General features: G+C 67.4%; 9 protein-coding genes. 6 read left to right on the forward strand and 3 right to left on the reverse strand.

All coding sequences use genetic code 11. From position 1 onward, the window contains the following. Positions 1-1,786 (forward strand): type VI secretion system Vgr family protein (locus ACR2JA_RS07055; RefSeq protein WP_434008393.1); only part of this gene is annotated, 1,786 nt, incomplete at its 5' end. A 7-nt stretch (positions 1,787-1,793) separates the two neighbouring features. Then, positions 1,794-2,252, forward strand: coding sequence for a DUF4123 domain-containing protein (locus ACR2JA_RS07060; RefSeq protein ID WP_434008394.1), 459 nt, complete (start codon positions 1,794-1,796; stop codon positions 2,250-2,252). Between the two features lie 24 nt (positions 2,253-2,276). Here the strand turns inward: ACR2JA_RS07060 and ACR2JA_RS07065 are convergent. After that, a protein-coding gene (locus ACR2JA_RS07065; RefSeq protein ID WP_434008395.1) for an IS3 family transposase occupies positions 2,277-3,373 on the reverse strand; the annotation gives its coding sequence in 2 pieces (ribosomal slippage) (positions 2,277-3,121 and positions 3,121-3,373; 1,098 coding nt in all). A gap of 311 nt (positions 3,374-3,684) precedes the next feature. Here ACR2JA_RS07065 and ACR2JA_RS07070 point away from each other — a divergent pair. After that, complete coding sequence (locus tag ACR2JA_RS07070; protein ID WP_434008396.1) at positions 3,685-5,517, forward strand: gamma-glutamyltransferase family protein; 1,833 nt, start codon at positions 3,685-3,687, stop codon at positions 5,515-5,517. A gap of 38 nt (positions 5,518-5,555) precedes the next feature. Here ACR2JA_RS07070 and ACR2JA_RS07075 read toward each other — a convergent pair whose 3' ends face one another. Further along, positions 5,556-6,446 carry a LysR family transcriptional regulator gene (locus ACR2JA_RS07075; RefSeq protein WP_434008397.1) on the reverse strand — a complete coding sequence of 297 codons (891 nt, stop codon included), beginning with the start codon at positions 6,444-6,446 and terminating at the stop codon, positions 5,556-5,558. A gap of 97 nt (positions 6,447-6,543) precedes the next feature. On the opposite strand from ACR2JA_RS07075, the gene ACR2JA_RS07080 reads away from it, so the two are divergent. Continuing rightward, positions 6,544-8,127, forward strand: a complete 1,584-nt coding sequence (locus ACR2JA_RS07080) for an NADH-quinone oxidoreductase subunit L (protein ID WP_434008398.1) — start codon at positions 6,544-6,546, stop codon at positions 8,125-8,127. A 19-nt stretch (positions 8,128-8,146) separates the two neighbouring features. Beyond that, the gene (locus tag ACR2JA_RS07085; RefSeq protein WP_434008399.1) at positions 8,147-10,681 is read left to right on the forward strand and encodes a YbcC family protein; all 2,535 of its coding nucleotides are present in this window, start codon (positions 8,147-8,149) and stop codon (positions 10,679-10,681) included. 22 nt (positions 10,682-10,703) lie between these two features. On the opposite strand, the gene ACR2JA_RS07090 is transcribed toward ACR2JA_RS07085, so the two are convergent. Beyond that, a complete protein-coding gene (locus ACR2JA_RS07090) occupies positions 10,704-12,350 on the reverse strand; it encodes an acyl-CoA synthetase (protein ID WP_434008400.1) in 1,647 nt (548 codons plus the stop codon). 44 nt (positions 12,351-12,394) lie between these two features. Between ACR2JA_RS07090 and dnaG the strand changes: the two genes are divergently transcribed. Continuing rightward, positions 12,395-13,533, forward strand: a 1,139-nt coding sequence (gene dnaG, locus ACR2JA_RS07095; protein WP_434008401.1) for a DNA primase, incomplete at its 3' end; no start/stop codon positions are given.

The raw sequence follows: 13,533 nt of genomic DNA on the forward strand, positions 1-13,533 counted from the left end.
GCAGGCCCCGTTGGCCGACTGGGTCGCCCCCGAAGTGGCCGAGCAGGCCCGCAAGAGCGGCTACGGCAATGCCTTCGAAGCCATCCGCGCCTACGTGCCCTGGCGCGTGGCGCTGTACTCGGACGCAGGCGCCCCGCTCTACCCCACACCGCGCCCGGGAGGGCCGCTCACGGCCACCGTGGTCGGTCCTGACGGCGCGACCTCGGGCTCGGGCGCCGGCGAAATCCACACCGACCGCCTGGGCCGCATCCGCATCCGCTTTGACTTCCAGGCCAGCGAAGCGCAGACGCCAGCGGCCAACACCAGCAACGCCAGCACCTGGGTGCGCGTGATGCAGCGCTTTGCCGGCGCCGGCATGGGCTGGCAGTTCATCCCCCGCGTGGGGCAAGAGGTGCTGGTGGATTTCGTGGACGGCCAGATCGAGCGGCCCATCGTCATCGCCGCGCTCTACAACGGCCAGGGGGAAGCGGGTGTGCCACCCACGCCCGGCGGGCCAGGCGCTCAGGCGGAGCTTTCCGCGCTGGCCCGGAGCAGCGACCACCGCCCTGGCGCCCAGGGCAACCGCATCGGCGCCGGCCACAGCCCGGCCTGGCACGGGGCCGGCTCGGCCGCAGCGACCGCCGGATCGAACGGACAGTGCAACGCCAGCGCCTTGAACGGCATCAAGACGCAGGAGTTCGGTGGTTCGGGCCACAACCAGCTGGTCTTTGACGACAGCGCGGGGCAGCTGCGCGTGCAGTTGGCCACCACCCAACATGGCACCCAGCTGAACCTGGGCCACCTCATCCACCAGGCCGACAACCACCGCGGCAGTCTGCGCGGAGCGGGCTTTGAACTCAGAACCGACGCCTACGGAGTCATCCGCGCCGCCAGCGGCGTGCTGCTCACCACCTATGGACCGACGGGAACGGGTGGTACCCCCTCAGGACAGGCCACCGCAGAGCCGGCCCTGGACAACGCCGCCGGCATCGCCCTGGCCGCACAACTCAAGACGCTGGGCCAGAGCTTGAACCAGGCCGCCGGCACGCACCAGATCACGCAGTTGGCTGCGCAGATCGGCAGCGGCCAAGCAGGCCAGAGCAGCCTGGCGCCCGAGGGGGCGAAGCCCGAGGCCACACTGGCGGCCTGGCACACCAGCGTCAAAGGCATGGTCAAAGCCGCCAGCTTTGAGCAAGCCCAGGGCGACGCCGGCAACAAGACCACCGACACGGCCAACACCAACGTACCGGCCAGCGCCGACCCGATCATCGCCATCGCCGCCAAAGCCGGCTGGGCCCAAACCGCCGGGCAGGATGTGCAGGTCAGCGCGGCCGAGAACATCACAGTAGCCAGCGGACAGGACAGCCACTGGGCCACGGGCGGCGCCTACCGCCTGCACACCGGCCAGAGCATCGGCATGCTGGCCGGCGCGGTGCAAGCGGGCACTGAAGCGGCCGGCAAAGGCATCACGCTGATCGCTGCGCAGGGCGACACACAGATACAGGCCCAGAGCGATACCCTGCAGATCGCGGCCAAGCAGCAGCTCTCAATCCAGAGCGAAACCGCCAACATCGACTGGGCCGCAGCCAAGAAGATCACCCTGGCCACGGCCGGTGGGGCCAGCATCGTCATCGAGGGCGGGAACATCACCGTGATGTGTCCGGGGACCATCACGGTGCAGGCGGGTGCGAAGAGCTTCTCGGGGCCGGTGGGGGTGAGCTACTCCCTGCCTCTCTTGCCTAAACAGGTCTGCGTTGCTTGCTTGCTGAAGGCCCGCGCAGCGGGGTCTTCTTTCGCTGTCCGGTAGTACTGCTGTGCAGACGTTTTCAAGCTACGTGGCGACCGCTTTGATAAGCGGTCCACCGGAAGGGAAGCATCATTTCTTACTGCTGGATGCGGCTGTCGCTCATGGGCGCAATGTGGCTGCAGAACTCCGGCTTAGCTGTCAGGCCGTCGATGTCCTGACGGGTACGCCCTGCCAGTGGCGCGACTGCGCCAGTCCCGTCCTGTTGTCGCTTCCCGCTCACTCCATGGGTCCGTCGGCCGCCGAGTCGACGGAGCAGGCATTGGACAAGTGGCGCTATGCCAATGCATTCCTTTTCATCAGGAGCGATCTGCCAACAGAACAGATGTGCGCTTCCCTACGGGCGAGAACAAACGCTGTTTTGCCTCAAAACCTTGATGTACTGCTCCGTTTTTTCGATCCCCGCGTCTTTGATCGTTTGCTGAGTGCACTGACCGTCGAGCAGCGACAAGCGTTTCTGTCAGTTTGAAGTCCCCTCGAATTCCTGAGCCAGTCAGAAGTAGAGGTTGGGGAATAGTTTGACACGGTACTCGACAGGTGGGATTCGGCCGAGGGCTTCATGGGGGCGGTGGTGGTTGTATCGGTGCAGCCAGTCGCCCGTCATGTCGCGCACCTCCTGCAGTGAATCGAAGACGTAGCAGTCCAACACCTCGGTGCGGTAGGTCTTGTTGAATCGTTCGACATAGGCGTTCTGCGTGGGCTTGCCGGGTTGGATGTGCTGCAGGGCGATGCCCTTGCTCTGAGCCCACTGGGCCAGCGCGTGGGCGATGAACTCAGGGCCGTTGTCCAGGCGAATCGACAGCGGCGCACCGCGCACCTCCACCAGCTCGTTGAGCGCCCGGATGACGCGCGCAGCCGGCAGGCTGGTGTCAACTTCGATGTGCAGGCCCTCGCGGTTGAACTCGTCGATGACGTTGAAGGTCCTGAAGCGCCTGCCGGACCACAACGCATCAGACATGAAGTCACAGCTCCAGCCCTGGTTGGGCTGGCCTGCTGCGTGTAGTGGTTGCTTGATGCGCGCAGGCAGCCGTTTCTTGCCCCGCCGTGGCAGATTCAGCCGCAGCTCGCAGTACACGCGCCAGAGCACCGTCTTGCCCCAGGGCTTGCCCTGGTGGCGGGCGCTGTCGTACAGCAGGCCAAAGCCATGGCGCGGGTTGAGCACCATGTGGGCTTGAACGAAGGCAATAACCCCGGAATCGTCGCGTGCGACAGGCTGGTAGCGCAGTGTGGAGCGAGCAATCCCGCTGGCAATGCAGGCCCTGCGCTGGCTCATACCGTGCGCGGCCATGAGACTTTGAACAACCACCTCGCGACGCTCCGGGGTCAGAGCTTTCGGTCAACAACGTCCTTGAGCGCGTGGTGCATCAGCGCCAGGTCGGCGTACATGCGCTTGAGCTTGGCGTTCTCATCCTGCAGCTGGCGAAGCTGCGCCAGGTGCGAGACCGTCATGCCCGAGAACTGGCTTTTCCACTTGTAGTACGTCGGCTCGCTGATGCCGTGCTTCCTGCACGTCTCACCGACCTTCGCACCCATCTCGACTTCCTTGAGGATGCCGACTATCTGCGCTTCGCTGAATCTGGATTTCTTCATGTAGAGACTCCGTCTGGGGGAATTCTCTACTTCCGGGTGGTCCAGGTTTTCAAGGGGACTTCAGGATGAATTCGGTTCAGCGATCAGTCGGCTCCTGTGTCGACGCCTTTCGGACAGTAGCGCCCCACAGGAGCTTGGGCATGGGCTGGGATGATCCCGGCACCGGATGACACGACGCGCGTATTGGGGTCCTTGTCTCGGGGATCTTGAATCTGTATGGTCCCCATACCCCACCCGATTCAGCCTCGGTGTCGACGCGGGGCCGGCCCCCCGTTCATTCCTCTGACCGAGCTCACGCCATGCGCCATTTCATGACAGATCGCACACCGCTGCGGCTGCACCGTGTGCTGCCCTTGCTCATCGGGCTGATGATGGGGGCCTGTGCCGGACCGGAGGGCACGACCCGGTCCACCGGCGTGGCACCTCCACCGGCACAGCCCGAATCAGCTTCCGGCCTGACCGCCAAACCCGGCTGGCGCTTCCAGCGGCAGGCGGTGGCCGCCGCCAACCCGCTGGCCACAGAAGCCGGCGCGCAGGTGCTGCGGGCCGGTGGCAGCGCAGTCGACGCCGCGATCGCCGTGCAGATGGTGCTGACGCTGGTGGAGCCGCAGTCCAGTGGCATCGGTGGTGGCGCCTTCCTGCTGCACTTTGACGGCCAGCGCGTGCAGGCCTTTGACGGCCGGGAAACCGCCCCCGCCGCGGCCACACCCCAGCTGTTCCTGGGCGCCGATGGCAAGCCCCTGCCCTTCATGGACGCGGTCGCGTCCGGCCGCTCGGTCGGCGTGCCCGGCGCCGTGGCCATGCTGGCGCTGGCCCACCGTCTGCATGGCAAGCTGCCCTGGGCGCGGCTGTTTGAGCCCGCCATCGCCATGGCGGAACAGGGCTTTGCCGTGAGCCCACGGCTAAACACCCTGCTGGCAGGCGAAACCGCCCTCAAGGCCGACCCGGTGGCTGCGGCTTACTTTTACCGGCCCGACGGCACGCCCCAACCGGTGGGCCATGTGCTCAAGAACCCCGAACTGGCGGCCGTGCTGCGCAACCTCGCCGCCATCGGACCGGCCGCCTTGCATGAGGGCCCTGTGGCGCGGGCCATCGTGGCCAAGGTGCAGCAACACCCGGTGCGCCCTGGCGCACTGTCGCTGGACGACCTGCGGCGCTACGAGCCCAGGGAACGCGAAGCCCTGTGCTTCGACCACACCGCGCAGGCCAAGGCGCTGCGGGTCTGCGGCTTTCCGCCGCCCAGCTCGGGCGCCATCGCGGTCGGCCAGATCATGGAGCTGCTGGCGCGCACACCACAGGGTGCGCAACCACTGACCGGCGTGCCTCGCGCCGACTGGCTGCACCGCTACATGGAAGCCTCGCGCCTGGCCTTTGCCGACCGGGCGCAGTACCTGGGCGACCCGGACTTTGTCGCGCCCCCTGCCGGCAGCTGGAACAGCCTGCTGGCACCGCGTTACCTCGACGAACGGGCAAAGCTGATCACCCCGGTACGCGCACCGCAGGCCAACCCCGGCCAGCCAGGCGGCGTGGCCAGCGCATGGGCCCGCATGCCCGACCAGCCCGAATACGGCACCAGCCACATCAGCATCGTCGACCGCTTCGGCAACGCCCTGGCCATGACCACCACCATCGAAGCCGGCTTCGGCTCGCGCCTGATGGTCAACACCGGCGAGGGCCGCGCGGGCGGTTTCCTGCTGAACAACCAGCTCACCGACTTCAGCTTCACGCCGGCGGACGCGCAAGGGCGGCCGGTGGCCAACCGGGTGGAGCCGGGCAAGCGGCCGCGCTCGTCCATGTCGCCCACACTGGTGTTCGACAAGGCATCGGGTCAGTTGCTCATGAGCGCGGGCAGCCCGGGCGGTGCGCTCATCATCCACTTCACCGCCAAGACGCTGCTGGCCACACTGCAGGGTGGGCTATCGCCACAGGCGGCCATCGACCTGCCCAACTTCGGTACCACCGGCGGCCCGGTGCTGCTAGAAGAAAAGCGCTTCGACGCCGCAACGGTGCAGGCGCTGCGCGAGCGTGGCCACACCGTCAACGAAACCGCCATGACCAGCGGTCTGCAGGCCCTGCAGCGCGCACCGGGCGGCTGGCTGGGCGGCGCCGACCCGCGCCGCGAAGGCGTTGTTGCGGGAGACTGAGTCCTCGGCGCCCACCGACCTTGTGGTTGGCTGACGGGTCACTTTCCCCCCGCCGGTGACAACAGGCGCTCGAGCATTTCAATGCGGTGGCGGTGCACCGTGGTGATGGCGTAGAAGCGTTCCTGCAAATCGGCCAGCTGGCCCACCACCACGAGCGCGCCCGACCTCAGTTCGTCCTGCACCACCACGCCAGGCAGCAAAGTGAGCCAGCCGCTGTCGCGCGCGATCAGCCGCAGCATGGCCATGTCGTCCACCTCGGCCCGCAGCCGGGGCCGGATGCCCGCCGAGGCGCACAGCGCGTCGAACTGGGCGCGCACCGCGTGGCGCGGGCCAGGCAGCGCGATCTCCACCCCGTCCAAGTCTTGGGGCACCCGCAGGACGTCGGCCGCCCAGCGCCCTGCTGGCCCGACCAGCGACACCGCCTGGCTGCCCAGAAACTTGCAATACAGCGGGCGCTCTGGGTCGGCCGGTACCGCCTCGTTGGCCAGCACCACGTCCAGCTGGTGCTGGGTCAGGCGCTCCAGCAGCCCTTCCAGTGGGCCGGATTCCAGCGTCAGCACCACCGCCGGGTCGGCCAGCAGGGGCCGAATCCAGTTTTCCTGGTAGTTGCGTGAGAGGGTGGCCACGCTGCCCACGCGCAGCCGGGTGATGCCCTGGTCGCGGCCCTCCAGCCGCCCTAGCAGCTCCTGGCCCAGCCCAAAAATGTTCTCGGCGTACGACAGCACAAGGTGACCCGTTTCGGTCAGCACCAGACGCCGGCCCTCGCGGTTGAACAGCGGCTCACCCAGCCGTTCTTCGAGCTGCCGAATCTGGGCCGACAACGCGGACTGCGAGGTGTTCAGCGCTTCGGCTGCTCGCGTGAGATGACCGTGTTTGGCCACCCGCCAGAAGTACAACAGGTGATGAAAGTTGAATTGCTCCAGCTTCATTGTTCTTTTTTGATTATGTTTTCGTTCGTATCAATCTATTTTACAGAACCCATGGGATTTCAGAGGATCGAGGCATTCGAGCAAACCGGTTTCCAACATGCAATTCACCTTGGCCCATAACCCGAACACCGCCATGGCGCTGGCGCCCGCAGCCGTCATGCTGCTCGCCTTGCTGATCGCGCTGGCCTGGCCCCGTCCGACCACCGGGCGGGTGACTCGCCTCTGGGCGACGGTCAACGCCCTGTCGTTGCTGGCCCTGGGCCTGACTTTGGTGGGTGTCTTTCTCCCAGGCACCGCCGCCCGCAGTCACTGGCTGGCAGTCACGGCGCTGGGCGGCGCGCTGGCGGTGCTGGTGCAGTTCCTGGGCCTGGTGATCGGTGTCTTTTCGGCCCGGTACATGGAGGGTGAAGCTGGCCAAGCGCGGTTCGTGGCGGCGCTCGCCGGGGTGCTGGCCGCCGTGCACACCCTGCTCATGGCCGACCACTGGCTGCTGCTGATCGGCGCGTGGGCGCTGGTGGGTGTGGCGCTGCAGCCGCTGCTGTGCTTCTACCCCGACCGGCCTTTCGCCTTGCTGGCCGCGCACAAAAAACGCCTGGCCGACCGGCTGGCCGATGCATGGCTGTTGGCAGCGGCCGGCCTGGCCTGGTCGAGCGTGGGCAGCGGATCGCTGGCCGAACTCTTCCAGCATGTGGACACCCATGGCGCCAGCCCTACCCTGCAGGCCAGCGCCGTACTGCTGGTGTTGGCCGTGGTGCTGCGCCTGGCGCTGCTGCCGGTGCACGGCTGGCTGATCCAGGTGATGGAGGCGCCCACGCCAGTGTCTGCCTTGCTACACGCCGGCGTGGTGAACCTGGGGGGCTTCGTGCTGATCCGTTTTGCGCCGCTGCTGGAACACGTGCCGCTGGCGCGCGGGCTGCTGGTCGCAGTGGGCCTGGGCACCGCCGTGCTGGCGGGCCTGGTCATGCTCACGCGTATCAGCATCAAGGTGCGCCTGGCGTGGTCCACCGTGGCGCAAATGGGCTTTCTCGCGCTCGAGTGCGGGCTGGGCCTGTACACGCTGGCCGCGCTGCACCTGATTGGCCATTCGCTCTACAAGGCCCACACGTTCCTGGCCGCGTCCAGCGCGGTGCGCAACACGCGGCTGCAAACGCTGCAGACACCGCGCCAGCTGCGCGCGGTCAGCCTGTGGCTGGCGCCGCTGGTGAGTGTCAGCCTCGTGCTGGGTCTGCAAACGGCCATCAGCCCAGGCGCCTTGCCGTGGTGGTGGGCTCTGGTGCTGGGACTGGCCTGGGCGCCGCTGCTGTGGCTGCCTGCGCCGACCCAGGCCCACAGCGGTCGCAGCCTGCGTGTTGCGGTGTCCGGCCTGTTGATGGTGGCCGGGCTGACCGGTCTGACCCTGCTGGCGCACTGGCTGCCGCTGAACCTGCAGGACTCGCCGCACCACGCCCTGGGCGCCGTGGCGCTGGCCGGCATGGCGGTGCTCTACCTCGGCCTTGTGCTGCTGCACACCCGGCCGAGCGCGCTGGAAGCCTGGCGCCGCCGCAGCTACGCGGGCTTCTATCTGGACGAACACCACACCCGACTCACCCTGTGGCTGTGGCCCACCCGGTGGGCGCCCGACAAGAGAGCGTCGCACGGTCGCCCAACTCCGCCCAAGGCGTCGACACAGCTTTCAGACTGACGTTTTCACAGGACCCACCATGACCACCTCGACCGCAGAACACGCTGCCCCAGACGCCAACCACACAACCCGCCCAGGCCATCCGATATCGCCCGGTCTGCAGCGGCAGATCGAGTCCGCCTGCGCCCAGGCCTGCCAGATGATTGCGCCGGCCTGGCCGCTGGACCGCGCCATCGCGGTGAACCCGCATTGGTCGCGCATCGGCATGCCGGTGCGGCGGGTGGCGGCGCGCATGGCGGTGCTGGGCGACGTGCAGGTGTTCCCATCGCGCGCAACCCAGCAGCTGGCGTGGGAACAGCAGCGCATCACCCACGCCGACTTGTTGCAAGCACTGTCCGGGTTGCCCGCTGCGCTCGCCGCTGGCCTGACACCCGAGCAGTGCGTGGGAGCGCTGCAACGCCCTGCCGCCATCCGCCAGCTGCCCCTGCTGATCGATGTGCTGGACACCGACCCGCAACGCCACCAACGGCTGTCGTGGCGGCAAGCGATCTCCCACCAGGTGAGCCAGACCTGCGCCGCCTATTTCGACACTCACCAGGCCAGCTGGCAACCCCAGCGCACCAGCGGCCTCTACGCGTTCTGGCGCGAGACCTTGCAGCACGACCACGGCATTGGCGTGCTCATGGGCCTGCCACAGCTCGGTGCAGCGCTCAGGTCCCTGCCGCCGACCCGGGAAGACGCAGAATGCTGGGTGTTGCAACGCTTGGGCCTGCCGCCCGACACCTGGGCCGAGTACCTCGAAGCGGTGCTGCTCACCGTGAACGGGTGGGCTTCGTGGTGCGCTTATCTGGGCTGGCAGGCGCGGTTGGAGGGACGCACCGACGAGCACCTGCGCGACCTGCTCGCCATCCGGCTGGCCTGGGGTGCCATCTTGCTGGACAGCCGGGACGACACCACCACCACCCAGGTGTTCGCGTCACTGCGACTCGCATGGCAGCGGTCCCATCAAATGATCGCCAGCGCAGAAGACAGCCTGCTGATCGACGAGGTGTGGCAAACCGCGCTGGAGTGCGGCTACCAGCGTCAGCTGCTGCAGCGCCTGGCCAGTGCGGCCTGCGAAGCGCCCGATGCCGGACCGCCCGAGGTGCAGGCTGCTTTCTGCATCGACGTGCGCAGTGAGCCGATCCGGCGTGCGCTGGAAGCCGTGTGGCCCGCCGTGCAGACCATCGGTTTCGCCGGTTTCTTTGGCTTGCCGGTGGCCTACACGCCACTGGGCACCACAGCCAGGCGGCCACAACTGCCTGGCCTGCTGGCACCCGCAGCCGAGGTCACGGAGTCGGTGGATGCCGGTTCTGAAGCCCACGTGGTGGGCGCCCGCACCGACCGCCTGGCGCTGGCGGCACAGTGGCAGGGCACGAGCCAGTGGCCCGGCACCGCGTTCTCCTTTGTAGAAGCCGCTGGTGTGGGCTACCTGGGCAAGCTGTGGCAGTGGCTGCGGCCATCGACAGGCGGCCGGGTCAACGACGACCAGGCCGGCCTGCCGGCGCGCTACCGCCCGGTGTGCCGGCCCCAGCTCACCGGCCTGAGCCTGGAGGCCAAAGTGGCAATGTCGGCCGGGGTGCTCCACGCGATGGGCCTGGACCGGCCGCCAGCTGCCGTACTCCCCCTGGCACCGCTGGTGCTGCTGGTGGGCCATGGCAGCCAGTCCTGCAACAACGCCCACGCCGCAGCGCTCGACTGTGGCGCCTGCTGCGGGCAGACCGGCGAGGTCAACGCCCGCAGCCTGGCGCAGATGCTCAACGAACCCGCCGTGCGCCAGGGTCTGCAAACCCGGGGCGTGCACATCCCCGATGCCACCTGGTTCGTGGCCGCGCTGCACAACACCACCACCGACGAACTCGAAGGCTTTGACCTCGACCTGATGCCCCTGGGCGCGAGGGAGCACTGGCAACAGTTCCAGCCCGTGTGGGCCCATGCCAGCGACCAGGTCCGCCGCGAGCGCGCGCCCAGCCTGGGCCTGGATCCGCGCGCCACACACGCCCACCTGCTCAAGCAATTTCGTCGCCGTGCCAACGACGGCGCACAGACACGCCCCGAGTGGGGCCTGGCCAACAACGCAGCGTTCCTCATTGCGCCGCGTTGGCGCAGCCGCGGCGTGGCGCTGGACGGTCGCAGTTTTCTTCACGACTACGACGCCGCGGGCGACCCCGACGGCAGCGTCCTGGAGCTGCTGATGACCGCGCCGATGCTGGTCACGCACTGGATCAACTGGCAGTACCACGCCTCCACCTGCGAACCCCTGCGCATGGGCAGCGGCAACAAGGTGCTGCACAACGTGGTGGGCGGACACATCGGCGTTTTCGAGGGCAACGGCGGCGACCTGCGCATCGGCCTGTCGCGCCAATCGCTGCACGACGGTGAACGCTGGGTGCACGAGCCGCTGCGCCTGACCGTGGTGATCGACGCGCCCCAGGCCGCCATCGACCGGGTGATCGGGCAACACGAGGTGCTTCAGCAGCTGCTCGACAACGGCTGGCTGCACCTGTGGCGTTTCGGGTCCGCGCACATGCAACGCTACGCCGCTGGAGGGTGGCAGGCCATGGAACCGGCCTGACGGGGTGTTCGGGCCTGTGGTTTCAGACGTCGATGGCGGAAGCCGACCCCGCCCGCTTGCGCAGCTCGAACTTCTGGATCTTGCCGGTGCTGGTTTTGGGCAGATCGCCGAACACCACATAACGCGGCACCTTGAAACCGGCCAGGTGCTGCTTGCAGTGCCGCACGATGTCTTCGGGCGTGGTGTGCACGCCGAACTTCAGCTCCACGAACGCACAGGGCGTCTCGCCCCACTTGGGGTCTGGCCGCGCCACCACGGCAGCGGCCAGCACATCCGGGTGGCGGTAAAGCACGTCTTCCACTTCAATGGACGAGATGTTCTCGCCGCCCGAAATGATGATGTCCTTGCTGCGGTCCTTGATCTTGAAATAACCGTCGGCGTACTGCACCGCCAGGTCGCCGCTGTGGAACCAGCCGCCGGCAAAGGCCTCCTGCGTCGCCTGCGGGTTCTTGAGGTAACCCTTCATGGCGATGTTGCCCTTGAACATGATCTCACCCATGGTCTCTCCGTCCTGCGGCACCGGCTGCATGGTCTCGGGGTTGAGCACGCGCACGTCGCGCTGCAGGTGGTAGCGCACGCCCTGGCGCGCGTTCAGGCGGGCCCGTTCGCCGATGTCCAGATCATTCCAGGCGTCGTGCTTGGCACAGACCGTGGCCGGGCCATAGACCTCGGTCAGGCCGTAGACGTGGGTGAGGTCAAACCCCATCTGCTCCATGCCCTCGATCATCGAAGCCGGCGGCGCGGCCCCCGCGACCATGGCCTTGATGCCCGCCGGCAGGCCGACTTTCATCGCCGCGGGCGCGTTCACCAGCAGGCCCTGCACGATGGGCGCGCCGCAGTAATGCGTCACACCGTGTTCCCGCATCAGGTCGAAGATGGTCTGCGCCTCCACCCGGCGCAGACAGACATTGACGCCGGCCCGCGCCGCCACCGTCCAGGGGAAGCACCAGCCGTTGCAGTGGAACATCGGCAAGGTCCAGAGGTAGACCGAATGCTTGGGCATGTCCCACTCCAGGATGTTGCTGACCGCGTTCATGGCCGCACCCCGGTGGTGGTAGACGACGCCCTTGGGGTTTCCGGTGGTGCCGCTGGTGTAGTTCAGTGCGATGGCGTCCCACTCGTCGCCCGGCAGCTGCCAGGCGAAGGCGGGGTCGCCCCCCGCGATGAACGCTTCGTAAGGGGTGCCGCCGACCGGCTGGCTCTCGCCGGTGAACAGTGCGTCCTGCACGTCGATCACCAGCAAGGGATCGGTCCGCTGGCGCAGCTTCAGGGCTTTGGCCATGGTGCCGGCGAATTCGGGGTCGACGATGACCGCCTTGGCTTCGCCATGGTCCAGCATGAAGGCGATCGCTTCCGGGTCCAGCCGGGTGTTGAGCGCATTGAGCACGGCACCGGCCATGGGCACGCCAAAGTGTGCTTCAACCATGGGAGGGGTGTTGGGCAACATCACCGCCACCGTGTCGTTCTTGCCGATGCCGGCTCGCTGCAGGGCGCTGGCCAGCTGGCGGGTGCGGGCGTAGGTCTGGGCCCAGGTCTGGCGCAGGCTGCCGTGCACGATGGCCAGGCGGTCGGGGTAGACCTCGGCGGTGCGCTCGATGAAGGACAACGGGGAAATCGGCGCGAAATTGGCCTCGTTGCGGGGCAGGTCCTGGTCGTAGATGCTCGTCATGCGGGTCTCCGGGTGCGGGTGAATCGTTGGGGGAGAATAGCCCCGTGGCCATACCGCAATCTTTCATCCAGGAACTGCTCAACCGCGTCGACGTGGTTGACGTGGTGGGCCGCTACGTGCAGCTGAAAAAGGGCGGCGCCAACTTCATGGGCCTGTGCCCGTTCCACGGCGAAAAATCGCCGTCGTTCAGCGTCAGCCCGACCAAACAGTTCTACCACTGCTTCGGCTGCGGGGCCAACGGCAACGCCATCGGCTTCCTGATGGAACACGCCGGCATGAACTTCGTCGAGGCCGTCAAGGACCTGGCCCAGCAGGTCGGTCTGCAGGTGCCCGAAGACGACGTCACGCCGCAGGAGCGCGAGCGCGCCGCCCAGCAACGCCAGAAGCAGTCCACGCTCAACGACGTGCTGGAGAAAGCGGCCCACGCCTACATCAAGCACCTCAAGGGTTCGCCGCGCGCAATCGACTACCTCAAGGGCCGCGGCCTGTCGGGCGAGATCGCCAAAACGTTCGGCCTGGGCTACGCGCCCGAAGGCTGGCGCACCCTGGCCAGCGTGTTCCCGGATTACACCGATCCGCTGCTGGTCGAGTCGGGCATGGTGATCGCGCACGAGGACGAAAAGGGCCAGGACGGCGAAGCCAAGCGCTACGACCGCTTCCGCGACCGCATCATGTTCCCCATCCGCAACGTCAAGGGCGAGTTCATCGGCTTTGGCGGGCGCGTGCTGGACAAGGGCGAACCCAAGTACCTGAACTCGCCGGAAACGCCGGTGTTCAGCAAGGGCCGCGAGCTGTACGGTCTGTTTGAGGCGCGCACCGCCATCCGCCAGCACGGCTACGCCCTGGTCACCGAGGGCTACATGGACGTGGTGGCCCTGGCCCAGCTGGGTTTTGCCAACGCCGTGGCCACGCTGGGCACGGCCTGCACACCCGACCACGTGCACAAGCTGTTCCGTTTCACCGACGCGGTGGTCTTCAGCTTCGACGGCGACGCCGCCGGCCGCCGCGCCGCCCGCAAGGCGCTGGACGCAGCACTGCCTCTGGCCACCGACACGCGCAGCGTCAAATTCCTGTTCCTGCCACCGGAACACGACCCGGACAGCTACATCCGTGCACACGGCGCCGACGCGTTCGCCAGCTTCGTCAAGCAGGCCGTGCCGCTCTCGCGTTTTCTGGTCGATGC

The organism is Hydrogenophaga sp. (genome assembly GCF_051007235.1).
GTDB lineage: Bacteria > Pseudomonadota > Gammaproteobacteria > Burkholderiales > Burkholderiaceae_C > Hydrogenophaga.

Bases quoted from the DNA above. Each gene is read 5' to 3' on its own strand.
- ACR2JA_RS07085 (WP_434008399.1), top strand. From the start codon at position 8,147: ATGACCACCTCGACCGCAGAACACGCTGCCCCAGACGCCAACCACACA.
- ACR2JA_RS07070 (WP_434008396.1), top strand. From the start codon at position 3,685: ATGACAGATCGCACACCGCTGCGGCTGCACCGTGTGCTGCCCTTGCTC.
- ACR2JA_RS07090 (WP_434008400.1), bottom strand. From the start codon at position 12,350: ATGACGAGCATCTACGACCAGGACCTGCCCCGCAACGAGGCCAATTTC.
- ACR2JA_RS07080 (WP_434008398.1), top strand. From the start codon at position 6,544: ATGCAATTCACCTTGGCCCATAACCCGAACACCGCCATGGCGCTGGCG.
- ACR2JA_RS07075 (WP_434008397.1), bottom strand. From the start codon at position 6,446: ATGAAGCTGGAGCAATTCAACTTTCATCACCTGTTGTACTTCTGGCGG.